Genomic DNA, 25,499 nt, shown 5'->3' with positions numbered 1-25,499 from the left:
CATGTCAATGGTTGAAAAAAATATCCAGGCAGAACAGACTGCTAATGTCACAGCCAACAGTTTCACTTCACCTTATGATTATTGCGATGCAGAAACCAGACGGATGTACACGCCTCAATTTGATAAAAAAATGGACAATCCTATCTATACCGCTGCAATGGCGGGTCTGCAATCGATCTATTGGTTTCGGGCGATCAAGATAAAAGGGCTTATCCCTGATGCAAAAGCAGATTATTATGCTACGTATTCTACCAACCATAATCACATCGGAGGAATTGGACTAGCCTATTCGAACAGCCCGACAGGACCATGGACCAAACACGGACAAGTGTATCTCGATACCGTGGTTGGGAATTCGACGGAAACTCCATTTGTGATCTGGAACGATGAAGAACAATTGTTCTTTATGTATTATCAACAAAACGGTCTGGGGATCAATCAATCGACGGCACTTGCGACCTCTGTAGACATGATCAACTGGACAAGAGTGGGTTTGATTTTGGACAAACCTCCCGGGTTCCCTGGTGATGGTCATACCGGTTACTTCTCGTGTTTCAGAAATGGCGGCAAATGGATCGGTTTCTCGGTGATGGGCGGTGGTGACTTTGGTCGTAAATGTATCTGGCATTCACATGACGGACGTAGCTGGTTAGCTGATCCAAGGCCATTAATGGGTGGTAATGATGCCACTTTAAGTGCAGGAGAAAACATTTCGAGACCCAATGCTGGTGTATTTATGTACAAAGGGAGCATGTGGTGGATAGGCATGTTGTCGGCTTATGCTTCCGGTGGGGTTACGACTGTAGCTCGGCCAGCCATTGCCAAGATCAGCGCAGACTTTCGTCAACTGCTGGACAAACCTACGGATATATATTTTCCGGCATTGAATTGGGAAACGACCAACATGCAATCCTTAATGGTGTCCGTTATGGACGGCGTAGTGTACGTGTATTACAATACCGATCATAATATCGGTGTAGCCTATTCGGTGGGGGTGTAGAGATGGTTATACGTGATGCAGCAGGTCAGATCGTGCCCTTTGGAAAGGTTCACAAACAGCTTGTGGCCGATTTTCTTTACGGAACGTTACCGGATTGGGTGGAGGTGGTGGGCACCCCTACGTTTGAGCCTTTGCCCGACAGAGGGACCATAACCGTTACAACACCAACAACGGCAGGAGCCACGGCAGAGTTGAAAATGAAACATCTGATTGACAGCTCGAAAGTAACCGCAATTGCAATCACTTTGGAAGCGCTACAATTAAACGGGAACATTGGAATCTCAGTTCAGGTTGGCATTAAATCGAAGGATAGCAAGGCCGGAATCACCTTTTTTCAAAACGTAAATCAGAAGTATGGTATGGTCCGTGCCTATAAAGCAGATGGAACGTACACGGATTTTAATCAAAACATGGTGTTCTTCACCACACATGGCGTAGCAGGAGATGAAGCACAGAACCGTAAGAATCTCACTGTGCTGCTCTGTACCGGATTACAGTTCTCACCGGGGTTTGAGAGACCGTCCGTATGGCTTGGTGCGGATGATCAATATGGCGGTGTTGCTGCTGACCTTAGCGGGGGATTGTTCCAACATGGAGAATTGCAGTGTCTTTTGAAACTAACTACAAGTAAGGCAGAGGCCAAGTATTTCAAATGTGCACAGATGAAAGTGGATATCTGGAGTAACTGATTGGAATGACAAAGAGAATAAATAGATTATCTGCATGGATAGGTGAAAGATATACTTGAAGTAATGTGGTACCTAAACACGGACGCTTTGAAAATGAAGTGCAGTGTTTGGGTACCTTTTTTATTTAGAGAAGGTTCATGATTGTACCGCCTGCTGCACCAGCAACGACAACGATCCACGGTGGTACTTTCCAAAAAACGAGCATTAGAAACAACATACATACCAGTGCAAAATCAATAGGAGTTAGGATCGCAGTTGTCCAAAGCGGATCGTACAACGATGCCAACAAAATACCTACAACAGCTGCATTAATTCCGATTAATGCTCCTTGGATTTTTGAGCTCTTGCATAAAGAATTCCAGAAGGGCAATGCGCCTACGATCAGAAGGAACGCTGGGAAAAAGATAGCAATCGTTGCAACCAAAGCACCGGGAATCCCACGCATCATCGCTCCTAAATAACTGGCAAAGGTGAACAATGGTCCGGGTACAGCTTGTGCTGCTCCATATCCCGCCAAAAAGTCGGACTTGTTCATCAGACCTGTAGGGACAAATTCACGTTCCAGTAACGGAAGTACAACATGCCCTCCACCAAATACAAGTGATCCTGAACGGTAGAAGCTATCAAAGAATAACAGCCATCCCGAACGATCAAATGGTGTGAGTAACGGGAGAAGAATCAGGATTCCAAAGAACGTAGCCAAACAGACTATTGCCAAGTTACGACTCACCGGAACAGACAAGTCTGCTGTCTTAATACCTGTCATTTTTCTAAAATGAATCATGCCTATTATGCCTGCAATAACAATAAAAAGGATTGGAGTGAACGCAGTCGGCCACACAAGAGTCGCCGCTGCAGTAAAGATAGCGATGGTTGCCCTGTAACGGTCAGGAGTTAGTTTTTGCCCCATGCCCAATATCGCCTGAGCGACAATAGCTACAGCAACAATTTTAAGACCATGAATCCAGCCAGTACTGCTGATATCAAATCCTTGAAGAAAGAAAGCGAACAAAACTAACACAATGACAGAAGGAAGTGTGAAACCAAGCCAAGCCATCAGTCCCCCCAACAAACCGCCGCGGATGATGCCAATTCCAATCCCGACTTGACTGCTGGCAGGCCCGGGCAAAAATTGACACAGCGCAACTAAATCTGCATAGTTTCGTTCATCCATCCACTTTCTACGGCGAACATATTCTTCATGAAAGTAGCCGAGATGAGCGATCGGTCCTCCAAATGAAGTCAGGCCAAGTTTGGTTGATACAGCCAACACCTCAGAAAGTGCTCTGACTGTATGTTTGGGCTTGTCCGGGGTTAGAAATGAATTATTCTCCAAAGGTGTTATTCCTCCTTAACGGTTCGATGCAGGCTATCCAATAACTACATTATAATCCTCCTCATCGCTATTCATTTAAACGTAGCATTAAACTATATTATTTTTTTTTATATTAGCTATTTACATGCACAATTTAATTGTGTACAATGTAATTGTTAGCGATTGAAGAGAGATCAAAATTTAGTCAAAATAAATCTAATCAACTAAAGGAGTTTTCACAAATGAAAACATTATATGAAACAACAGTAATCAATACAGGCGGACGTCAAGGCATCGTACAATCCCCAGATAACGTGTTTATGCTGGATGTTGCTGCACCGCCTGAACTCGGAGGACAAGTGACGACAGCTACCAATCCGGAGCAGTTGTTTGCAGCAGGGTATAGTGCTTGTTTTAACTCCGCACTGGAGTTTCAATTGAAGAAACACAAAGTTGAGATTGAAAGAAGTACGGTAGCTGCAACCGTAATGTTGGTGACGGACTCTGAGGATAACGGCGTGAAGCTTCAAGTCGATTTGGAAGTTAAAATCCTTGGTCTGGATGAAGAAACAGCACAGAAGTTTGTGAAACTTGCCCATGACTACTGCCCATATTCCAAAGGAATTAAAGGAAACGTGAATGTTAGCGTGGAACTCGCGTAATCACTGATACTATTTGTTGATAAGAAGCCTCCGAGAAATCGGAGGTTTTTTGGTGTTTTATGCATAAAAATCAATTTCGCACTCAATTGTGGGTTATAATGGTAGTAAGTTTACACAAAACTGCTGAAAGGGGAATGTACTTATGATGGATTTTAGCAAACCACCCCATGGCTCTGAGACCGATACTCACCGTCAGCGTCATCAGGAGAATGAACAGAAATACCTGTCCGGAGGCAAGAGCATTTGGTATGAAATCAGCAACTGGCTCATTCTCGGAGGTATCCTCCTTGTCATATTTTTATTATTTAAATACGTTTTCTAAGTAGACACACAACCGGGCGAATCCCCATATGATGCATTACATCAGTAAGCATTTGGGGAAATGGGGAATCCGGGATGGCAAAAGCAAAGGGCAAGAATGCTCCCGCATTAAAGAGTGATAAAATACGTGTATCCATGAAGTTGGTCACTTCGGATGTATGTGAGAGATGTAAGACACCCTGTACACGAGGAATGGATTATGCTGCACGTATGAGAATTGAAGGGGCTTTAGGTAAGGGCGTTCCCTGTATATTGACCCGCCATACTTCTTCATAACTCTTCGTATAATCCTGTATATATAACAATTATAGATCAGGGGCATCCTTTAATGAGGATCGCCTCTTTTTGTGCATTCCAAGGGGTGGAAAAAATTCTGGATAAAAAATGAAAAATGATGAAAAACAGCGCAACTTTGTGGATGAATCTGCAGTATAAATGTACAACAGCTAGCAGCAGGGGAGGGAATATTGACGGAATGAAATGGAAACGAATATTGCTTTGTGTCACGGTATTCTCCTTGCTCGGCGGGTCTTTATTGTTTGCTGACTCAGTGAACGAGAAGATTCGTGTTCTCATTAACGGCAAGGAAGCAGCTGATGGAGGTTATCTCATTGATGGAACGACCTATGTACCTGTAAGAGAAGCCGGAGGCGTCGTCAAATGGGACAGCAGTAACAAGAGAGTAACGGTGATCAAACCGAATGTACATATTTTTCTCTTCAAGGGAGACACTGTATTTGGCAACGTTAACGTAGGTAAGCTGAAATTCAATGTATTTTCACAAGTGGACAGTCTGACAGCAGATGTAGCTGCGGTGAAAGTAACGATTACCAATCCAAGCGGTCAGGTGAAGGATATCCAGTCACAGGAGCTTACGACACAGAAGGATAACTTCTGGTTCCGCACATATGATTTTACGTATGATTTCAGTCGTGCTGGCAAGTATCAGGTTGGCTTTCATATTAAAGAAAATGCAAACAGCAGCTACGTCCTGGTAGCGGAGAAAATCATTACAGCGCTGAACGATTGAAGCGAAAATAACCCTGTGGGTTAAATTGACCTGGGTCATTGAACATGTTACGATATGCAAGGTTACACAATTTCTATTTATAAAGCGAGGTATTTCAATGAGCGATCACACACATGAACACGGCGATGGCTGCGGATGCGGGCAAGACCACGACCACGACCACGAGCATGAAGAAGTCCTTCTCACATTAACAGACGAGAACGGCCAAGACGTGGAGATGGTTTTGGTGGAGACGTTTGACGTGGAGAAGCATGTTTATGCGCTCCTGCTGGAACGTAACAATCCTGAAGCTGACGGCATCATCCTGCGTATGGAAGAAGAAGACGAGGAAATGGTGCTCTACAATATTGAAGACGAAGAAGAGTGGAACCGCGTTGAAGCGGCTTACAACGAACTCGTTGCATCACAAGAATAGTCATTCTTTTGGAACATAACATGAAGGCTCCTTGATCTCAGGGGGCCTTTTGTTTGTTTTTAAGAGGTATACGAGCATGTACACCACCGGTTTGAACGACGAAATAGACGGGAAAATGCAAACTCGTTTGTCCCATAAAATAAAAAAAGGACCAAGCTTAAGGCTTGGTCCTTCAAGTTTATTCCATTCACAGGGTGATGGAGTTGTTTTAGAAAATGGCATCGGCTTCCACGATCACTTTAACGTTGGTTACGCTGCGATCTTCGGGTCCTTTGACGGGTAATCCAACTTCGACATGATCGATGATGTAGTCGATGTTTTCCTGGGTGATAACCTCACCCGGTAACAGGATTGGAATTCCTGGCGGATAGACATAGATGAATTCCGAGATAATACGTCCCGCGGATTCTTTAAACGGAATCACTTCGGTATCACCGTAGAATGCATCGCGTGGAGTCAGCATCAACTGTGGAATATCCGGTACTTTTACGACCAGTTCATGGGCCGGGTTCACTTGATAATAGGTACGGGAGAGATCCTGCAAAGCGTTCAGCAAGATATCCACACTGTCATCCGTATCTCCTGGCGTGATGAGACACAGAATATTGTACATATCACTAAGTTCGACCTCGATGTTGTAATGTTCACGCAGCCAGTTCTCTGTCTCATATCCTGTAATACCCAGATGGCGAACATGGATCGTTACTTTGGTTGGATCATAGTTGAAGGTCGCTTCTGTACCCAGCAACTCTCTACCGAAGCAATACAGGCCATCCATATCGTTAATTGAACGTCTGGCAAACTCAGCCAGTTCAATCGCCTTCTGTGCAATCTCACGACCGTGGAGTGCCAGGTTACGTCTTGATGTATCGAGTGAAGCAAGCAAAATGTATGAAGTTGATGTTGAGGTGAGCAGACTCAGGATCGTCTGTACACGCTGCGGGTTCACGAACCCATTCTTCGTGTTCAGGTTGAGTACGGAACTCTGTGTCATGGAGCCACCAAGCTTGTGAACACTGGTTGCAGCCATATCGGCACCTGCTGCCATTGCAGACAACGGCAGATCCTCATGGAAATGAATGAGTACGCCATGTGCTTCATCAACAAGTACAGGGACTTGGTAGCTGTGTGCAAGCTCAACAATCTCTTTCAGATCGGTAACCACGCCGTAATAGGTCGGGTTAATTACAAGCAATGCCTTGGCATCTGGATGACGCTCAAGTGCGCGACGGATAGACTGTGTAGTCACTCCATGGTCAATGCCCAGATTGGCATCTTGTGAAGGAGAAACAAATACGGGTTTGGCGCCTGAGAAAATAATCGCGGACAAAACCGATTTATGCACATTACGGGGCACAATAATTTTGTCACCAGGTGAACATACAGACAGAATCATGGTCATAATGGCACTGCTTGTGCCTTGTACACTAAAATAGGTATAATCGGCTCCGAAGGCATCTGCTGCCAAAATCTGTGCTTCCTGAATGACACCGGTTGGCTGATGCAGGTCATCCAACGGTGCGATGTTAATCAAATCTATGGAGAAGGCATTATCGCCAATAAATTCACGGAATTCGGTATCCGCTCCCAATCCTTTTTTATGGCCCGGAATATGAAACTGTACCGGATTGAGTGCCGCATGATTTTTTAAAGCGGTAAACAGCGGCGTACGGTGGTGATTCATCAGTGCTGTCACAACCCTTCCTAATAAAATTGGTAAACAAAGATGAGTATAGCAAATTAAGAACCGAATGCAACAGTATAATCGACAATTTTTTAAATTGCCGAGATTTGGGCACATTCCCCACGGTTACACTAAGGATAGGGAATAGGCAAATGAACACCGAAAGGGGAAAAAGAATGCAAACCGACACAAAACCAGCCAAAATTTTGCGATCACCATTTTTTATCGCGATGTGGCTGACACTTTTTCTAGTTGAAATTATCAAAGGAGCCCTGTTGGTAGCTGTTTTGCCCGTGTATATGGACAATATACTGGGTCTGTCTGCAGGCGTCATTGGTGTGGCATTTGCTCTTCAATATCTGGGTGATAATCTGTTCCGGGCGCCTTCCGGCTGGGCAGCAGAACGGATCGGGTTCCGCGCAACGATGGTTACAGCACTAATCTGTACCTTAATCGCTGTTATTATGATCCTTTTTCTCAAAAGTGCCTTTGGACTGGCCATGGCCTGTCTCATTCTTGGCATTGGTACGTCACCACTATGGCCTTGCGCCATGACAGGCGTGACTGCGATGTCAGGCCCACAGAACAAGAATGGTACAGCAATGGGGGCGCTGGAGATGGCTGCTCTCGGGGGAACGGGGCTTGGACCTATAGGCATGAACTGGCTGCTGGAGCGCACGCATCATGATTATCGAACGATATTCCTCGTGCTGATGGGTTGTGCCATTCTCGTTATTCTGGTGGCCATGATTCTTCCTGGACGTGTCATTGTTGAAGGGGAGCATGCCGAGCAAGCAGCGAAGAATAGTGATGTGAAATATCCAGCCAAACCGAATCTGCTCACGCCGTTCATCCGGCTGCAAAAGAGTGTGAAGGGCACACTGCAAAGGGTACGCAGCACACTTAATGTTAATCCGCTCGTGTATCCTGCCTTGTTTATGCAATCGTTTGTCATTGGGCTGCTTAGTCCAGTAATCACGCTATATACACGCACAGACCTGCACATCTCACCGAACCTTTACAGTTTGTTGCTGATTGCGGGAGGTGGAATAACCGTTATTGCCTTGCTGCCTGTAGGTAAAATGGTAGACAGGTTTGGTACTAAACCGTTCCTGAATATTGGTTTTTTGATGGCGGCGGCGAGTCTGTTCGCATTCTCCTCCATAACATCCATTCCGGTGGTGTTTGGTATTGTCATGCTGGTGGGCATCAGTTATGCCATGATTTTGCCCGCCTGGAATGCTTTTGTAGCCACTCTGATTCCCAAAGGAGAGCGGGGAGCAATCTGGGGATTCTTCCTTACATTGCAGGGATCAGGCATGGTTGTAGGCCCCATTGTTTCCGGACTGCTGTGGGACCACGTGAGCCATCCGGCTCCATTCATCGGTAGTGCCATCGTCATGGCAGGACTTGCCGTTGTGCACTTTGTGTTATCCCGCAATCCGTTTCGCACCGCTCCGGCCAAATAAGCAAAAGAAAAGGGAGTTCCACCAACCGCCTTGGTTGTGGAGCTCCCTTTTTCGCGTCCATTATATCACGAGAATCGGGGGCTTGCCCCTGTGCGTCTGCGGAAAGCTGCAATCCGGCGGTCCTTTCGGTGAAAAATAGTCAAATAACCAAGTACCCTTACATAAAATGAAGTATAAAATAGGGTAAGCCGATTGAGTAGAAGCGATTGAAGACGAGGGCCGGAGTTGATCCGGTACAGATGGAGGGAGTGCCGTGAATAAGAGTTATGAAGTTGAATATTGCAATCTGGAGCTGCGGTTCAACCGTCGGCATATCCAAAATTTGATCAGAGACCTTATTCGTGAGGGATATTCACTATATTGGAGCGAGGACGAATCCTTTTTTATCCTGTCAGTCCGGACCGGCCGCAAGCTGGTAAAGCTCCGCTTTCAACAGACACGCACGGGGAACTACAAGATGACTGGAGATTATATCATTAAGGATGCAAAACTTGCAGAGTGGCTGGAGAAGCTGATTGGAGATACACGCGGGCATGCAGTTGTGAAGCGGTTCAAGGATCAGCAGATGACCGTGGAGAACATTTTATTCGGTGAAGTCATTCGTCTCGTGGAAGTGTCTGGGTTCAAACAGCGTGTCATTTTTCAAAAGGAACCTGCGCCGACGGCGGAAGAGATGGAAGAGATGTTCCTCTCGCGTGAAGGTGAGGAAAGGCTCATGTTGTTGCGCATGGAAGTGGATGATGAACTGGAACGCCTCTACACGGCCATGCAGATGGATAATATCGAAAAAGCAAATGCTTGCCGCGAAGTCTTAAAACAGTTGTCTGGGCATCTGTTAATGTTGGAAGGATGACAAGATAAGGCCGTATTTATGAAAATACGATGAACACCTCAGCAGATTGGGGTGTTTTCTCGTTGCGTAGCTGTGCCACGGGGTTCACTTCTATACATAAAACCGTTAAAATGGGAGTATTGTTGAGAATTTATTTCAATAAAATTAATTGGAGCAAAGGATGGAGGACCAGATGACAAAACAACAAATTGGCGTAATTGGCCTGGCTGTCATGGGCAAAAATTTGGCCCTTAACATTGAAAGCAAAGGTTTCTCAGTATCGGTATATAACCGTTCCCCGGAGAAAACCAATGATCTTCTGAAAGAAGCTGAAGGTAAAAACCTGACAGGCTCATTCTCCATTGAAGAGTTCGTAGCATCCCTGGAATCCCCGCGCAAAATTTTGATCATGGTACAAGCCGGTAAAGCGACCGACGCTACCATTGAACAACTTCTTCCTCACCTGGATGAGGGCGACATCATCATTGACGGAGGGAACGCATACTTCCCTGACACGCAACGTCGCAGCAAAGAGTTGGAAGACAAAGGCATTCGTTTCATCGGTACAGGTGTATCCGGTGGTGAAGAAGGCGCACTGAAAGGCCCTTCCATCATGCCAGGTGGACAGGAAAGTGCTTATAAACTGGTTGAACCGATCCTGACGGCGATCTCGGCCAAAGTCGGTGACGATCCATGTTGTACATATATTGGACCAGACGGTGCCGGACACTATGTGAAAATGGTGCATAACGGTATCGAGTACGGAGATATGCAGTTGATTGGTGAAGCATACCACTTGCTCAAATCCGTATTGAACGTTTCTGTTGAAGAGCTTCATGCAATCTTTACGGAATGGAATCAAGGAGAGCTGGATAGCTACCTGATCGAAATCACAGCAGATATCTTCTCCAAATACGATCCAGAAACAGGGAAACCAATGGTTGACGTCATTCTGGACGCGGCTGGACAAAAAGGAACAGGGAAATGGACAAGCCAAAGCGCGCTGGATCTCGGCGTACCATTGTCCATGATTACGGAATCCGTATTCTCCCGTTTCCTGTCTGCCATGAAGGACGAGCGTGTAGCAGCTAGCAAAATCCTGAATGGACCAGCGACTGAAGCATTCTCTGGCGACAAAAAAGCGTTCATTGAGAGCGTGCGTAAAGCCCTCTTCGCAAGTAAAATCGTATCCTACGCACAAGGATTTGCACAAATGCGTGCAGCTTCCGACGAGTATGGCTGGGATCTGAAATACGGCAACATTGCCATGATCTTCCGTGGCGGTTGCATCATCCGTTCGCAGTTCCTGCAAAACATCAAGGAAGCTTATGATAAAGACGCAGCTCTGAAAAACTTGCTCTTGGATCCGTACTTCCAAAACATTGTTGAGTCTTATCAAGACGCATGGCGTGAAGTTGTAGCGGCTGCTGTAAAACAAGGTGTTCCGGTACCTGGCTTCTCCAGCGCTCTTTCTTACTACGACAGCTACCGTACAGAGCGTCTGCCAGCCAACTTGCTGCAAGCTCAACGAGACTACTTCGGTGCTCACACGTTCAAACGTGTGGACAAAGAAGGCAGCTTCCACCACAACTGGATGGAGTAGTACCACATATACAAGTCTATTAGATTTGGCCAAAGCGTCCTTAAGTAGGAGCTTTGGCCTGCTAAGGGGCTCAAAAGAGGTTTGGCGTTCCGGTGATTGCCGGTCAACGCTGGGCCTCTTTTTTTACTGTGTTATACAGTAATAATGTTGATGGAGAAGATATGTAGCTGATTTCTAGACCTAATGAACAGGAGACACTCTATTTTGGCAAAATGAGCCGGTTCTATTTTTTAACGAACTCAGAAGGTACTATTTCGATAATTCTCAGCGAGATGTCGAGGTTTTGACGGTGATTTTTTGAAATAAGTTTACTCAGATTCTTTAGAAGTTTAACTGCGCCTATTTACCGTAAATAAGCTCATTGGAGTTCGTTAGGTTAATAGTTGGTCACTGATTGAGACGTTTGGGGGCTCAAAACTGCTTGAGGGTGATCTGACGTAGGCTTAGATGCCGTAAGTTACTTGATCTGTCTTGGGAGTTGCGGATGGTCGAGAGGAAGTCGGTCAGGAGATGGTCTTTCCCAGTCCGCAGGGCTGTGTTATGATAGGACAAAAGTGCTCACGAATTGCTTGAATTAAAGGAGTGTACACCTTGAGCAAGTCTAACAATATTATTCTCATTGGCATGATGGGAACCGGCAAATCAACCGTCGCTGACATGCTTGCACGTGAGCTTGGTTATCGATTGATTGATGTAGACGCCGCAGTGGAAAAAGAGGAAGGCTGTACGATTCCAGAATTGTTCACTGGCAAGGGAGAGACGTATTTCCGTGATGCCGAGAGCCGCATGTTATGCTCGGTGCTGGAGAAGAAGTCACAGGTCATAGCGACCGGAGGTGGCGTGGTGCTGCGTTCGGATAATTGTGACGTGATGTTGAAAAATGGTTGGGTTGTTGCCTTGACTGCTGATCCGGCAGTGATTGTAGAGCGTGTTAGTGGCTGTGACAATCGTCCACTTCTCGCAGGCAATGCAGAGGAGCGCATTCAGGCAATTATGGAAGAACGGAAAGACGCATATCGGTTCGCACATTATACGGTGGATACAACGGAGTTATCCGCTGCTGAAGTGACTCGTTTAATTTTAGCGCATTACCGCGTCTAAGCTTGTTATCATCGAAGTTTGATGGTTGATAGGTGGTGGCAGATATAACAAAACGGGCCATATAGGCCCGTTTCTAGGAGTGGAGCAGAACAGAAGTCACAAGGTTACAAATGACTTCGCTTCTCTCCGGGTTTCTCTAGTCTTCCTGTTGCCACTGAAGCATACCGCCGACCATGTTTGTACAGCCTTCATATCCCAGTTGTTGCAGATATTCACAGGCACGCTCACTGCGGTAACCGCTACGACAGATAATCACGATCTCGCCTGATTTCTCAATCTCAGACAGTCGGTCCGGAATCTGTCCAAGCGGAATATGCTTGGCTCCTTCGATCATGCCTTGCGCGACTTCATCGTCCTCGCGGACGTCTATCATCTGCAGCTTCTCTCCCGCCTGTAAACGGCGGCGCAGCTCAGACGTTTCAATTTCAGCTATTTGTGTCATATTCAGGTCCTCTTTTCTGTATGGACTTAACGCTATAATGATACCCAAGCGATGCACGGAATGTCAATTTGGCCACAATATAATCAACGAAGGAGAATTTCATCCATGGACGTTATTGTTAAACCAACCCCCACTCTGAACGGGGAAATCGGGGCTCTGTCCTCCAAAAACTACACTACCCGCTATTTGCTGGCTGCTGCACTGGCAGAAGGCACAAGTACCATTCATTTCCCGGCACACAGTGAAGACAGTGACGCCATGCGCAGATGTATTCGCGATCTGGGGGCAGTACTTGAAGAAGACGACAGCAAGATTGTGATCCAGGGCTTTGGCAGTCATCCCCGTGATGTGCGTGAATTGAATGTTGGGAATGCGGGTGCTGTACTTCGTTTCCTGATGGGCGTTACAGCGCTCTGCCCTGAAGTTACTTTTGTGAATACGTACCCGGATTCACTGGGCAAACGCCCCCATGATGACCTGATCGATGCGCTTGGTCAATTGGGTGTAGAAGTACAACATGAACAAGGACGCCTGCCGATTACAATCAAGGGTGGCAATGCCAAGGGTGGACACATTCGTGTATCCGGCTCCGTCAGCTCCCAATATCTGAGTGCATTGTTGTTTGTAACTCCGTTGCTTGCAGAAGACAGCACCATTGAAGTACTGAATGACCTGAAGTCCAAGGTCGTTATCGGACAGACGCTGGAAGTGTTGGAGCAGGCAGGCATCGTTATCCATGCAAGTGATGATTACATGTCCTTCCGTGTACCAGGTGGACAGGCTTACCAGCCGACGACCTACACGGTTCAAGGGGACTACCCGGGCTCGGCAGCCGTTCTTGCCGCAGCTGCGGTTACACAGTCTGATGTGAAAATTCTGCGACTGATGGAGCAGAGCAAACAGGGTGAACGTGCCATCGTTGACGTTCTGCGCATGATGGAAGTGCCTTTGACACATGAGAACGATGTCGTACACGTTCAAGGTAATGGCAGACTGAAAGCGATTGAATTCGATGGGGATGCCGCGACGGATGCCGTTTTGGCTATGGTAGCCGCAGCTGTGTTTGCGGAAGGCACGTCACGGTTCTATAATGTAGAGAACCTGCGTTACAAGGAATGTGACCGAATCACCGATTACTTGAACGAACTGCGGAAGGCAGGAGCGAACGTTGAAGAGCGTCAAGCTGAGATTATTGTACACGGACGTCCGGAAGGCGTTGAAGGCGGCGTGGAGATTAATGCTCACTACGATCATCGTGTAATTATGGCGCTAACTGTCGTTGGTCTGCGTTCCAAGGAGCCGCTTCGTATTCGGGATGCACACCATGTAGCCAAGTCTTATCCGCAATATTTCGATCATTTGCAGGCGCTTGGCGCCTCGGTTCAATGGGTAAAAGAGTAAAATAACTGAAACCTGTCTTTTGAACACGCACTTTAATCAGAAAAGGATGGTGCTTGAACATGGAATTTAACAACCCTACTCGTGAAGAAATTGGGCAACTTTTGCGCAAGGCAGGCAACATCGCAGTCGTCGGCTTATCAGACAAATCAGATCGCACTTCCTATATGGTGGCAGAAGCCATGCAGAGCAGAGGTTATCGCATTATCCCGGTTAATCCACAGGCGCAAGGTGAAATCCTAGGCGAGACGGTATATGCCACACTCGCGGATATTCCAGAGCCGGTAGACATTGTCAATGTGTTTCGTCGCGAAGAGTTTTGCGCGGAAGTCGCTCGTGACGCCGCTGCCATCAAAGCTAATGTGCTGTGGCTGCAGCTTGGCATCCATAGTGATGAAGCGGTCCAGATTGCTGCAGAGAACGGCATGACAGCGGTAACGAATCGTTGTATCAAGGTAGAAGATTCCATCGTTCTGCGCGGCGCTGGACGCGGCTGAGAGGCTCGTTCACCTAAGATCGGTTGATCTCCTGATCTGACCCAATTGAATGAACATAGGATGAATCCCGTTAACTTGAAGTTGACGGGATTTTTTCTGTTCTATTTTTGCCATTATTAATTACCAATTGGTTACTGTTTTGCTTTGACAAAACGTTGCGTAAAGCTTACCATCTAGGATAGAAAGGAGAGGTCGCCATGAATTGGCTCGGATCCTTGCAGCAGCTCGGACGAGCGGTAATGCTGCCTACAATGGTCCTGCCCGCCGCCGCAATTTTGCTCAGTGTTGGCAGTCTGCCTTGGGACGCCTGGGGATTGGATATTGTCGGTGAAGTGTCTACCGTGGCCGGACACGGTATTTTTTATTTCTTACCGTATTTGTTCGCTGTCGGTGTAGCACTGGGACTCTCCAACCAGGCCGGACAAGCGGGACTTGCTGCTCTGGCTGGTATCGTGATATATGATCAGGTGACTCGGAACTTCGGGGATGGCACCGTTCAGCCCGCTTCCTTAATCGGAATCATACTCGGCGCGCTTGCCGGTGGGATGCATAATCGGTTTAAAAGCATTAAACTGCCTGAAATTTTACAGTTTTTTGGAGGTTCAAGGTTTGTTTTGCTCATCGTCGGACTTTGTTCGGCATTGTTTTCCTGTTTTATGTTATGGCTCGCTCCGATCCTACAGCATGGATTGAACGGCATTGCCACTTGGGAATACAGTCTCGGGGGTTTTGGACTGTTCATTTACGGGGTGTTATACAGGGTGCTGGTCGCTTTTGGGCTTCATCACCTGCTTAACAATGTGTTTTGGTTCCAGTTAGGGACGTTTGAAACGCCTGATGGTAACATTGTGCAAGGGGATTTGCCCCGATTTTTTGCAGGTGACCCAACAGCAGGATTCTTTATGGCAGGTTTGTTTCCCATCATGATGTTTGCCATTCCGGCGATAGCCTTTGCTATTATTCAGGAAGCCAGGGAAGATCTGAAACCGAAAATCAAGAAAACTTTTCTGACATCGGCACTCGTTTGTTTTCTAACCGGGGTATCGGAACAGATTGAGTTTGCTTTTTTGTTCGCGGCTCCTTATCTGTTCATCGTGCATGCAGTGATGTCCGGCGTTGCCATGTGGATTAGTTACTGGCTGGATATCCGGCATGGATTCTCTTACTCCGCAGGTATTATTGATTACATACTCAATTTCCATCTATCGGAGAATGCGTGGAAGCTCATTCCGATTGGCATACTATATGGGCTGCTTTACTACTTCCTGTTCCGATGGGCGATTCGTACGTTCAAGATTCCAACACCAGGACGTGAAGAGGGCTCCATGCTGGAAGATTGGGTAGGTAACATTCCTTATCAGGCACCTTTAATCCTCGAAGCATTGGGTGGGAAGAGTAACATTGTACAGGTTGAAGCATGTATTACACGTCTTCGCCTTACTGTGCATGATGACCGGCTGATCGACACGGGTGCCATGAAGAGTATGGGGTCCGCAGGACTGATCAAGCTGGGTGGCGGTAACGTACAGGTGGTATTCGGGACCTACTCGGAATTGATTCGGGAAGAAATCGCGAAGTTGCTGGAAAGAGATCTGCAACAGGTTCTGTTCTGTGCCCCCGTTCAGGGCAAAATGCTCCCGATTGAAGAGGTACCTGATCAGATTTTTGCAGCCAAGCTTGTCGGTGATGGTGTAGCCTTTGTTCCGGAAAAGGGAGAGCTGGTCTCACCCGTGTACGGAACGATTATGCACTTGTACCCGACCATGCATGCCTTGGGTATTTCTACCCGTGAGGGGCTTGAGGTATTACTGCATATCGGCATCGATACCTCTCAGTTGAAAGGCCATTTTGAAGCTTTTGTTCAGGAGGGCGATACGGTGGAGCCAGGGCAGTTGTTGATCAAGTTTGATCTGGCAGTACTCCGCGAGCAAGCGGCGTCACTAACAACACCCATGGTAATTACGAATCCGGATCGTGTAAAATCATGGAGTTTTGCTCCATTTAAGCAAGTTAAGAAAGGTCAGGCATCCGTTATGTCCGTGGTGCTCTATGACAGGAACGTTGGAGGGGTAGAATGAAGATACAAGGCATCAACGGAGCTGCAGGCATAGCCATCGGCAAAGCATTTGTCCTGCCCAGTTGGGAATGGGATCTGCCGGATCAAAAGATGGATTCGGTGGATCTTGCCCAAGAGTTCGAACGGCTGTATGAGGGCATACGGACATCAAAGGATGAGATCGAATATATCAAAAATGAGTTCAAGGAAGTTGTTGGTCCAGAGGAGTCCAGTATCTTTGATGCACATCTGGCCATCTTGGAAGATCCGGTATTCATGAACGAAATTCGCGGCATTATCGAGCGTCAATATAAGGCAGCAGAAGTGGCGGTCAAAGAAGCCATTGACCACTTTGTCACGATGTTTGACTTGCTGGAAGACGAGTATATGAAGGAGCGGGCCATTGACATCAAGGATGTGGGTAACCGTCTGCTCAAGCATTTGCTCGGTGCACCGGAGATTACACTTCCTTCGGATACCCAGCCGTATGTGCTCGTTGCCAAAGAATTATCGCCATCCCAACTGGCACATCTGAATCCGACCCATGTGCTAGGCATTGTAACCTTGATTGGCGGGAAAACATCACATTCTGCGATTATGGCTCGTGCCCTTGGCATTCCTCTCGTTTCCGGTCTGGAAGCGAGTCTTGGCATGCCGGTAGAGACAGGAGATATGCTTGTCGTGGATGGTGACAATGGCTTGGTATTTACGGACCCGGATCGTAAGACGATTGAACGGTATACGATGCTTCGCAGCAAACAACTGAAGAAAAAGGAACAACTTCAAGTCCTTGCTACCGTGGATGCTGTAACCAAAGATGGGGCTGTTTTGCACTTGGCTTCCAATATCAGTTCGGTGAAAGAATTGGACCTTGCTTTGAAACAAGGAGCCAAAGGTGTGGGCTTGTTCCGAACAGAATTCTTGTACATGGACCGTGCGACTTTCCCGGGTGAGCAAGAACAGTATGAGGTATACCGTCTTGTGGCAGAGAAAACAGCAGGACAATCCGTTGTTATTCGTACACTGGATATCGGTGGTGACAAGCAACTCGATTACTTTGAACTGCCGGAGGAAGACAATCCGTTTCTGGGTTACCGAGCTATTCGGATTAGTCTCGATCGCAAGGATCTGTTCAAAACACAGCTTACAGCCATTCTCCGTGCCAGCGCTGCCGGAAATGTCAAAATCATGTACCCGATGATCTCTTCGGTGGAAGAACTTCAGCAGGCCAATGAGATTCTCCGTGAGGCGATGGCCGATCTGGACGAGCGCGGATTAGCATACGACCCTCACATTCAGGTGGGAATTATGATTGAAGTTCCTGCAGCGGTGATGATTGCTGATCTGCTCGCAGAGGAAGCTGATTTCTTCAGTATTGGTACGAACGACCTGGTTCAATATGTACTGGCAGTAGATCGAATGAATGAGCAGATTGCTCATATGTATCACCCCTATCATCCGGCTGTTCTGCGGATGCTTCGTGCGACAGCAGATGCGGCTCATACGGCTGGAATTGATGTCAGTGTGTGCGGAGAGATGGCAGGGGACGAACGTGCCATTCCGCTTTGGTTGGAGCTTGGCATTCGCCACTTGAGTATGTCTCCGCAATCCCTGTTACGTGTGAAGCACAGAGTGCTGAACACAACAGCATCGGCCGCCAAAGAAGAAGCGCGAAAGTGCTTCGCCTTACGGACCAGCGGAGATATTGAGGAGCGACTGCAAGTCTTTAATGACTCCGCGGGAAGTCCAGATGAACAAAGTGGATCGAACGCATCACAATTGGGTGAAATGGATATAAATACCTTTAAGTTAATATATTTACATTTGTGATAATTATGTATTGGACACCTTGTTATATAAAATAACCCCACTGTGCATGAGAGCACAATGGGGTTGTTTTTATTTGTCAGCGAGTGCATCACAGAATGCCTTGCCATAAGGGGGAAGGTCAGGCGGACGACGTGCTGAGATGATATGTCCATCAACAACAACGGCTTCATCTTTCCAGATCGCACCTGCATTTTCCATGTCATCGCGAATGCCTGGTGTAGAGGTTACTGTAACCCCGTCCAGAATTTTGGCAGAAATCAGCACCCAGCCCGCATGACAGATCTGTCCAATCGGTTTCCGGTCTGCATTCATTTCCTTCACAAGCTCCAGTACTTTCGGATAACGACGCAGCTTGTCTGGCGCCCAGCCGCCTGGCACGAGAATGCCATCGTAATCTGAACTGTCGAGTTCATCGAAACTGTATTCGGCTTCAGCAGGCACACCGTATTTGCCAATATAGGTTTTTCCTTTTTTCTCTCCAGCAAGATGCACTTCTGCACCTTCTTCACGAACCCGATGTACAGGGTACCACAATTCCAAATCCTCGAATTCTTCATCGACCAGAGCGATGACTTTTTTACCGGTTAATCTCATGTCCATCTCTCCTTTTTGCGGTGATTAGGTCTGTTGCGTCTTTAATTGTAACAGATTCTCCAAGGGACTTCATGGAAGTGCATATTCAGTTTGGAGGAAGCGATTACAAGTCAGTAACTGCCTGCATTCGACAACCTTCATCTGGTGGGAGTGGTAATTTGTGCAACCTTTCGTTTATAGCAGGATTTGAGCCGAAATAGGTCGAATGGTACTTATATAGAGTATAGAACGAATGAGGTGATGGTTGTGCGCAAGTCGTGCAGATGTGGACATGTAATGGAGTTGGAATTAAGAACAGTGGTATACGCCAAAAAAGTGGAGATTCGAAACGTACCCGTATTTGCGTGTACAGACTGTGTATCATACGAAGTGCTTCCGCCGGTCAAGCCGGACTTAACAGAATGCATAAGCACATTGGGTGAACAGCCCGTGAAGCAAGACGTATCTTTTGGTGAACGTAATGAACTGGCAGACGTGTTTCATGAGCTACTGCTGGCCTGGCCGGATGCGACCGATCGGGAGATGGAATATCGAATGCAACAAGCAGTGGAGGAGCGTATCAATCTGCTGCTGGACATTATGGGTTACGCAACGAAGTCTGGTGATGCAGCGTGGATTGAGACAACGGAGCGCAGATTAAGTCAATTATCCGGATTTGTGTGGCAGGAGTACTTCTCAAATGCTGTCTAATTTTGACGTGTAAAATGCTTGTTTTCATGAAAATTGGCTTTTTCGCGCACTTTTTGTTAAGATATCGAAGAGTGAAAACGCTCAACATAGCGGTATTCCTGGTAAAGGGGGATGTATATCTAATGGCTGACATGACTAAAATGACAAGTATTGAACAGCTAAACTCCGCAGTGGAGGCTACCAAGGATCAACCCTTGCTTCTGTTTAAGCATAGCACGCGCTGTCCGATCAGCTCGAATGCTTATCAGGAGATGAACGATTATTTGCTTAACAATGCCAATGAACAAGTGAAATATGGCATCATCTATGTTGTGGAAGATCGCCCGGTATCGAATGAAGCAACAGACAAGCTGGGTGTTAAGCACGAATCTCCACAGGCAATCCTGATCAAAAAGGGAATTCCTGTATGGCATACTTCCCATTCAGATATTACTAGAACCACACTTGCGAATGTTTTGAGTGAGTCCTAAAGCCTATTTTAATTGATTAATGCAAAAATTTGTCGTAATATAAATCTTAATGAAAATGGTATGAAAATTTACTGGTAATGGAGAGAAGTACTGTGACGGTAACCATTTATGATGTGGCACGTGAAGCTGGAGTGTCTATGGCAACGGTATCACGGGTAGTTAATAATAACCCTAATGTCAAACCGCAAACGCGGAAAAAAGTATATGAAGCCATCGAACGGTTGGGATATCGTCCGAATGCGGTAGCCAGAGGTCTGGCAAGCAAGAAGACAACCACGGTCGGGGTTGTTATTCCAGATATTTCGAACTCCACCTTCGCGGAGATTGCCCGCGGAATTGAAGATATTGCGAATATGTATCACTACAATATTATTTTGTGTAACGCAGATAAGAAGAAAGAAAAAGAAATTCGTGTTATTAACACGTTGCTCGAAAAACAAGTAGACGGACTGCTATTCATGGGCGGAACAGTAACGGATGAACACATTCAGGCGTTCCAGTCTGCGGCTGTGCCGATCGTACTTTGTGCAACGAGTGATGAGAAGGGCTCATTCCCTTCAGTGGATATTGATCATGAGGCTGCTGCGTTTGACGCGGTAAACACCCTGATTCGTCATGGACACAAGGAAATTGCGATGATCAGTGGTACGCTGCAAGATCCAGCGAATGGATATGCACGTTTCCAAGGTTACAAGAAAGCACTGGAAGCAGCAGGCATGGAATACCAGGAGGATCTGGTACGTATCGGTAACTATCGTTATGAATCCGGTGTGGAAGCAATGAAATATTTCCTCGGACTGAAGAAGAAGCCGTCGGCGATTTTTGCTGCAACAGATGAAATGGCGATTGGTGCCATTCACAGCATTCAGGATGAAGGCCTGAAAGTACCGGATGATTTCTCCATTATTAGTGTGGATAACATCCGTATGGCTTCCATGGTGCGTCCTCAGTTGACAACAGTGGCTCAGCCAATGTACGACCTTGGCGCAGTAGCGATGCGTTTGCTGACCAAGTTGATGAAAAAAGAAAATGTGGAGAACCCACGGGTTATTTTGCCGCATGAAACAATTCTTCGTCTGTCTGTAAGTCACGCAGATGTAGTTTAATCGGGATTATATACAGATATATTAAGGGAGAAGTCATTATTCTCTCTACATAGTGGACATGCGAAAGCTCCGGAGACGGAGCTTTTGTGCTGAATGATGCTAAAAGTGAAAATAGGAGGTATCAGAAGATGCGTGAAACGATTGGTATCATCGGAGCGATGGATGAGGAAGTTGAGCTTTTGCTGGCAGGTATGAAGCAACTTGAGACGGTCAAACAAACCGGTATAACATACGTTGCCGGCGAGTGGCTGGGCAAGCAGATTGTCGTGTGCAAATCCGGCGTAGGTAAAGTAAATGCAGCGGTTACAACGCAGATCTTGATTGATCGTTTTCAGGTTAATCGGATTATCTTCACAGGTGTTGCGGGTGCAGTTAACCCGGAACTGAACATTGGAGATATGGTTATATCGTCTGTATGTGTTCAGCACGACATGGATGTAACGCCACTGGGGTTCGCACGCGGGGTTATTCCTTACCAGGAGACATCTGCATTCCCTGCCGAGGCTTCGCTTATTACACTGGCTGAAGAAGCATGTAAAGCTCAGGGAGCCAATTACCTGATCGGTAAAGTGTTATCTGGAGACCAATTTATTGCGAATAAAGATACGGTTAAGATGTTATATACTGAAATGGACGGTGCATGTGCCGAGATGGAAGGGGCAGCAGTTGCTCAGGTCTGTTACATGAATCGAGTACCATTTGTTGTCCTGCGTGGGATGTCAGATAAAGCGGATGGTTCGGCGCATGTTAACTTTGCTGAATTTACCGTGGAATCTTCGCAGCGTTCACACCGTATTGTGGAGCACATGTTAGAAAATATGTAATGGCAGTAACTTGAAAAACCGCCTTTCGATTAGCTGTTCCATGAAGTATGGAGCAACGCTGCGAGAGGCGGTTTTTGTTATGTATATCGTTTGTCGAACAGATCATTGACTTAGTACATGAACCGATGGCGGAAGCGTACACGATCAAACTGTTCTTCCGATGTGATGGGCACCTGACTTCCGATTCGCACCATCAAACAGTTCGCAGGATGTGAACAGATTTCGGGGTCGTCTGTTGCATACCAGGTCATATCGATCGTTTCCATCAGCCTCTCCATCATTTTGCGATAATCCCATACGTTTAGTCCGCTGCCCTTCAGATCCCAATGCCAATAATATTCTGTGGTGAAAATAATGTAGTTCTCCATGTATTTATCTTCCAGAGCAGTAAGCAACATCTCACGTCCAATGCCAAGGGAGCGATAGTCATCCGCAACTTCGATTGCCCCAAGCTCAATCAGATCAGTCATGTTGCCCTCTGACCAGCGTTCACAATCATCCGCATAATGAAAGGTTACATAACCGATAATCGTTTCATTTTCGTGTGCAATGATAATTCGCCCTTCAGGCAATGCTGCGATCTCTGCGAGAGCTTCCTGCTGCTCCGTTGGGCGCCGAAAGGCATCCAGATCCGGATGGAAGACAAGACGGGTTATCTCCTCGGCCTGCACGGGGCCTTCAACAGTAATTCGGTGGGCGGACTTGAAGATGGAACGCATATGATATTCTTTGATATGTTCCATGGTTCATGCTCCTCTCTCTCCTACTTATAGAGGTTGTTCCAAAAGGAACGCTATAGCAAAAATCCAAAAAATTGAAAAGCCATAGACGACAATTGAAAAGATTTGCTATAATTGCGTAGACAAAAAATGTTCACAATTCAATACAGTATAGTTAACATCTGTTTGGCCGAGCAAGTACATGATGAGAAGTTCTCTCTACTAATGTAAGCGCTAACTGGAAGTTCAGTCAACACAAAGGCAATGAGGATTGACCCCTAACGGGAATCGAAATGTCGAGTTGAAGGAGGCTGGCAAGCATGAGTCAAGCACATGGTGAGATGCTGCAAACGGTTGTGTCCGAATCTAACCTGGGCGATTACACGGAGGCGAGAAGCCGGTTCGATTGGGAATCGGTGGAAAGGCACTTTACGTGGCACGCCAGCGGAAAAGTAAACATGGCGCATGAAGCGATTGATCGTCATGTACTGGAAGGAAGGGGCGGGAAAACCGCTTTATTGTATAGCGATGCTTCACGTGAAGAGGCCTATACTTTTGCTGATCTGAGCGAACAGTCGAGTCGGTTCGGGAACGTTCTCCGCAAATATGGCATAGCCAAAGGGGAACGGGTGTTTATTTTTATGCCTCGAAGTCCTGAGCTGTATTTTAGTCTTCTGGGCATATTGAAAGCTGGAGCCATCGCGGGTCCGTTGTTCGAAGCTTTTATGGAAACGGCAGTGAAGGATCGGCTGGAGGATAGCGGAGCAGTAGCACTCGTCACCACTCCGGAATTGCTAAAACGCATCAAACGTTCCGAATTGCCCGAACTCAAACATATATTTATTGTGGGTGGGGGCGTGCAGACTGAAGAAGGACTCATCGATTTTGATGCAGAGATGTCTGCCGCTTCGGATGAGATGGAAGTAGAGTGGCTGAATCGTGAGGATGGTTTGCTTATTCATTATACCTCAGGCTCAACGGGTAAACCCAAAGGGGTGTACCATGTTCAAAATGCCATGATTCAGCACTATTATACAGGTAAGGTTGTTCTGGATTTACGTGAGGATGATGTGTACTGGTGTACTGCTGACCCTGGTTGGGTGACAGGCACCTCTTACGGTATCTTTGCTCCATGGCTCAACGGAGTAACCAATGTGATACGAGGCGGTCGTTTCAGTCCTCAAGATTGGTACAGCACCATCCAGAAGAACAAAGTCACGATCTGGTACAGTGCACCAACGGCCTTCCGTATGCTGATGGGAGCGGGAGAAGAGACCATAGCCCAGTTTGATCTGAGCAGTCTGCGTCATGTCATGTCTGTTGGTGAACCGCTCAATCCGGAGGTTGTTCGTTGGGGATGGAAAGCCTATGGTCAGCGAATTCATGATACATGGTGGATGACGGAAACAGGTGCACAGCTGATCTGTAACTATCCCGGAATGCCAATCAAGCCTGGCTCCATGGGACGTCCGTTGCCTGGAATCGAAGCAGCCATTATTGATGATCGCGGGCAGGAATTGCCTCCGTACAGTATGGGTAATCTGGCCATACGGACACCTTGGCCATCCATGATGGCGAAGATCTGGAATAACCCTGCGAAATACGAGGAGTATTTCAGGCTTACGGGTTGGTATGTATCCGGTGACTCCGCTTATATGGATGAAGAAGGGTATTTCTGGTTCCAGGGACGGATTGATGATGTGATTAATTCGTCAGGGGAGCGTATCGGCCCCTTTGAAGTGGAGAGCAAGCTCGTGGAGCATCCTGCGGTAGCAGAGGCGGGCGTAATTGGTAAGCCGGATGTGACACGTGGGGAGATCATCAAGGCCTTTGTGGCGCTTCGTGAAGGATATGAGGCGACACCCGAGCTAAAAGAAGAGATCTATCGTTTTGTCAAAGAGGGCCTGTCTGCCCACGCAGCTCCGCGTGAGATTGAGTTTAAGGATAAACTGCCCAAGACACGTTCCGGCAAGATCATGCGCCGTGTCCTGAAAGCCTGGGAGCTTGATCTGCCAACAGGAGATCTATCCACCATTGAAGACTAACGCGACAGTGCTAGGATCATCAATGTGTTGGTATCGATGGTCATGCATTGAGTAGTGGGTAAGAAGTTAATATTCTGCGGTTCCAAATACAGTGACTCTACCCATTAAAATGGATTATAAAAGCCTGTTTTATGCCAATGGCATGATGGTATTATCCCCTTTAAGTAGACACTTGAAAAAGCCTTCATGTTATCATGAGGGTTCAAGTGACACTTGGAGGGGATATTTTTATGGCAAAAAAAGGACAAACATTTCAGACGTATACCGAAGAATTTAAATTGAATGCGGTTAGATCCTATGTCGAAGGGTCTTCAAGTTATAAAGTTGGTAGCTGAACGCGAAGGAATTCGAAACTGTTCACAACTGAAGGTGTGGGTGAAAAAGTGGAAAAACGGGGAAGCGTTCGATGAGCGAAAAAACAATGTTCCGAATCCAATGAAAGGACGTCCCCGTACTGCCTTTAGCAGTGTAGAAGAAGAACGTGACTACCTTCAAGCACAGGTGGATTATTTAAAAAAGCGGTATCCAAATCTAGTAAAGGAGAAGCGCTGAGCCAACGGGAGAACTACGATATCATAGACGAATTGCGCTGCTCGCATAGCATTACACGCCTATTATCGATTACAGGAATACCCCGTTCCAGTTATTACAAATGGCGAGCAACACAGCCGCAGCGAGACGCAAGACAAGACCGTGATCGTGAGATC

General features: G+C 46.8%; 24 protein-coding genes. 19 read left to right on the top strand and 5 right to left on the bottom strand.

All coding sequences use genetic code 11. The annotated features are described in order from the left end of the window. Position 1: 1 nt before the first annotated feature. Both ACE04G_RS24140 and ACE04G_RS24135 read left to right on the top strand, forming a co-directional pair. Positions 2 to 1,000, top strand: a complete 999-nt coding sequence (locus ACE04G_RS24140; RefSeq protein WP_449004863.1) for a glycoside hydrolase family protein — start codon at positions 2 to 4, stop codon at positions 998 to 1,000. A gap of 2 nt (positions 1,001 to 1,002) precedes the next feature. Further along, a complete protein-coding gene (locus ACE04G_RS24135; protein WP_221825365.1) occupies positions 1,003 to 1,689 on the top strand; it encodes a hypothetical protein in 687 nt (228 codons plus the stop codon). Between the two features lie 124 nt (positions 1,690 to 1,813). Here the strand turns inward: ACE04G_RS24135 and ACE04G_RS24130 are convergent, their stop codons facing one another. Continuing rightward, positions 1,814 to 3,025: a chromate transporter gene (locus tag ACE04G_RS24130; RefSeq protein WP_449004862.1), complete on the bottom strand. Its 1,212-nt coding sequence runs from the start codon at positions 3,023 to 3,025 to the stop codon at positions 1,814 to 1,816. Between the two features lie 221 nt (positions 3,026 to 3,246). Here ACE04G_RS24130 and ACE04G_RS24125 point away from each other — a divergent pair, with 221 nt between their 5' ends. From ACE04G_RS24125 to ACE04G_RS24110, 4 genes are all read left to right on the top strand, one after another. Beyond that, positions 3,247 to 3,666 carry an organic hydroperoxide resistance protein gene (locus tag ACE04G_RS24125; RefSeq protein ID WP_221825363.1) on the top strand — a complete coding sequence of 140 codons (420 nt, stop codon included), beginning with the start codon at positions 3,247 to 3,249 and terminating at the stop codon, positions 3,664 to 3,666. 142 nt (positions 3,667 to 3,808) lie between these two features. Beyond that, positions 3,809 to 3,988, top strand: coding sequence for a hypothetical protein (locus tag ACE04G_RS24120; RefSeq protein WP_017687398.1), 180 nt, complete (start codon positions 3,809 to 3,811; stop codon positions 3,986 to 3,988). 474 nt (positions 3,989 to 4,462) lie between these two features. Further along, entirely contained in the window at positions 4,463 to 5,017 is a 555-nt protein-coding gene (locus tag ACE04G_RS24115) for a stalk domain-containing protein (RefSeq protein WP_036614723.1), read from the top strand. Between the two features lie 97 nt (positions 5,018 to 5,114). After that, positions 5,115 to 5,432, top strand: coding sequence for a DUF1292 domain-containing protein (locus ACE04G_RS24110; protein WP_036614722.1), 318 nt, complete (start codon positions 5,115 to 5,117; stop codon positions 5,430 to 5,432). A gap of 208 nt (positions 5,433 to 5,640) precedes the next feature. Here ACE04G_RS24110 and ACE04G_RS24105 read toward each other — a convergent pair whose 3' ends face one another. Next, positions 5,641 to 7,116, bottom strand: coding sequence for an aminotransferase class I/II-fold pyridoxal phosphate-dependent enzyme (locus ACE04G_RS24105; protein ID WP_047844430.1), 1,476 nt, complete (start codon positions 7,114 to 7,116; stop codon positions 5,641 to 5,643). Between the two features lie 176 nt (positions 7,117 to 7,292). Here ACE04G_RS24105 and ACE04G_RS24100 point away from each other — a divergent pair, with 176 nt between their 5' ends. The 4 genes from ACE04G_RS24100 to ACE04G_RS24085 all read left to right on the top strand — a co-directional run bounded on the left by ACE04G_RS24100 (position 7,293) and on the right by ACE04G_RS24085 (position 12,121). Further along, the gene (locus ACE04G_RS24100; RefSeq protein WP_221825362.1) at positions 7,293 to 8,585 is read left to right on the top strand and encodes an MFS transporter; all 1,293 of its coding nucleotides are present in this window, start codon (positions 7,293 to 7,295) and stop codon (positions 8,583 to 8,585) included. Between the two features lie 253 nt (positions 8,586 to 8,838). Then, on the top strand, positions 8,839 to 9,438 hold the full coding sequence (locus ACE04G_RS24095) for a hypothetical protein (protein WP_076211433.1): 600 nt from the start codon (positions 8,839 to 8,841) through the stop codon (positions 9,436 to 9,438). Between the two features lie 172 nt (positions 9,439 to 9,610). Then, positions 9,611 to 11,020, top strand: coding sequence for an NADP-dependent phosphogluconate dehydrogenase (gene gndA / locus ACE04G_RS24090; RefSeq protein ID WP_221825361.1), 1,410 nt, complete (start codon positions 9,611 to 9,613; stop codon positions 11,018 to 11,020). A 591-nt stretch (positions 11,021 to 11,611) separates the two neighbouring features. Next, positions 11,612 to 12,121: a shikimate kinase gene (locus ACE04G_RS24085; protein WP_036614703.1), complete on the top strand. Its 510-nt coding sequence runs from the start codon at positions 11,612 to 11,614 to the stop codon at positions 12,119 to 12,121. Positions 12,122 to 12,257: 136 nt separating this feature from the next. Here the strand turns inward: ACE04G_RS24085 and ACE04G_RS24080 are convergent, their stop codons facing one another. Continuing rightward, on the bottom strand, positions 12,258 to 12,563 hold the full coding sequence (locus ACE04G_RS24080; protein WP_017687407.1) for a rhodanese-like domain-containing protein: 306 nt from the start codon (positions 12,561 to 12,563) through the stop codon (positions 12,258 to 12,260). Positions 12,564 to 12,668: 105 nt separating this feature from the next. Between ACE04G_RS24080 and aroA the strand changes: the two genes are divergently transcribed. The 4 genes from aroA (at position 12,669) to ptsP (ending at position 18,344) form a co-directional block, all read left to right on the top strand. Further along, positions 12,669 to 13,964 carry a 3-phosphoshikimate 1-carboxyvinyltransferase gene (gene aroA / locus ACE04G_RS24075; RefSeq protein WP_145151207.1) on the top strand — a complete coding sequence of 432 codons (1,296 nt, stop codon included), beginning with the start codon at positions 12,669 to 12,671 and terminating at the stop codon, positions 13,962 to 13,964. 59 nt (positions 13,965 to 14,023) lie between these two features. Next, the gene (locus ACE04G_RS24070; RefSeq protein ID WP_221825360.1) at positions 14,024 to 14,458 is read left to right on the top strand and encodes a CoA-binding protein; all 435 of its coding nucleotides are present in this window, start codon (positions 14,024 to 14,026) and stop codon (positions 14,456 to 14,458) included. 197 nt (positions 14,459 to 14,655) lie between these two features. After that, positions 14,656 to 16,536, top strand: a complete 1,881-nt coding sequence (locus tag ACE04G_RS24065) for a glucose PTS transporter subunit IIA (RefSeq protein ID WP_221825358.1) — start codon at positions 14,656 to 14,658, stop codon at positions 16,534 to 16,536. Then, positions 16,533 to 18,344 (top strand): phosphoenolpyruvate--protein phosphotransferase, encoded by a 1,812-nt coding sequence (ptsP, locus tag ACE04G_RS24060; RefSeq protein ID WP_449004861.1) that lies wholly within the window; start codon positions 16,533 to 16,535, stop codon positions 18,342 to 18,344. Before ACE04G_RS24065 ends, ptsP begins: the two co-directional genes overlap by 4 nt. Positions 18,345 to 18,413: 69 nt before the next feature. Here ptsP and ACE04G_RS24055 read toward each other — a convergent pair whose 3' ends face one another. Beyond that, positions 18,414 to 18,938 (bottom strand): type 1 glutamine amidotransferase domain-containing protein, encoded by a 525-nt coding sequence (locus ACE04G_RS24055; protein WP_036674874.1) that lies wholly within the window; start codon positions 18,936 to 18,938, stop codon positions 18,414 to 18,416. A gap of 276 nt (positions 18,939 to 19,214) precedes the next feature. Between ACE04G_RS24055 and ACE04G_RS24050 the strand changes: the two genes are divergently transcribed. From ACE04G_RS24050 to ACE04G_RS24035, 4 genes are all read left to right on the top strand, one after another. Further along, positions 19,215 to 19,628 carry a hypothetical protein gene (locus tag ACE04G_RS24050; RefSeq protein ID WP_221825352.1) on the top strand — a complete coding sequence of 138 codons (414 nt, stop codon included), beginning with the start codon at positions 19,215 to 19,217 and terminating at the stop codon, positions 19,626 to 19,628. Between the two features lie 122 nt (positions 19,629 to 19,750). Next, positions 19,751 to 20,098 carry a bacillithiol system redox-active protein YtxJ gene (ytxJ, locus tag ACE04G_RS24045; protein ID WP_339304975.1) on the top strand — a complete coding sequence of 116 codons (348 nt, stop codon included), beginning with the start codon at positions 19,751 to 19,753 and terminating at the stop codon, positions 20,096 to 20,098. A gap of 92 nt (positions 20,099 to 20,190) precedes the next feature. Further along, positions 20,191 to 21,204, top strand: coding sequence for a catabolite control protein A (gene ccpA / locus ACE04G_RS24040; protein WP_169481547.1), 1,014 nt, complete (start codon positions 20,191 to 20,193; stop codon positions 21,202 to 21,204). Positions 21,205 to 21,332: 128 nt separating this feature from the next. Next, positions 21,333 to 22,028, top strand: a complete 696-nt coding sequence (locus tag ACE04G_RS24035; RefSeq protein WP_221825350.1) for a 5'-methylthioadenosine/adenosylhomocysteine nucleosidase — start codon at positions 21,333 to 21,335, stop codon at positions 22,026 to 22,028. A gap of 110 nt (positions 22,029 to 22,138) precedes the next feature. Here ACE04G_RS24035 and ACE04G_RS24030 read toward each other — a convergent pair whose 3' ends face one another. After that, positions 22,139 to 22,771 (bottom strand): GNAT family N-acetyltransferase, encoded by a 633-nt coding sequence (locus tag ACE04G_RS24030; protein WP_339304973.1) that lies wholly within the window; start codon positions 22,769 to 22,771, stop codon positions 22,139 to 22,141. Between the two features lie 296 nt (positions 22,772 to 23,067). On the opposite strand from ACE04G_RS24030, the gene acsA reads away from it, so the two are divergent. Next, the gene (gene acsA / locus ACE04G_RS24025) at positions 23,068 to 24,792 is read left to right on the top strand and encodes an acetate--CoA ligase (protein ID WP_339304971.1); all 1,725 of its coding nucleotides are present in this window, start codon (positions 23,068 to 23,070) and stop codon (positions 24,790 to 24,792) included. Positions 24,793 to 25,499: the final 707 nt, after the last annotated feature.

The organism is Paenibacillus sp. AGC31 (assembly GCF_057334655.1).
Note: the sequence above shows the minus strand (reverse complement) of the source record. Positions and strands in the feature narration are given on the sequence as shown.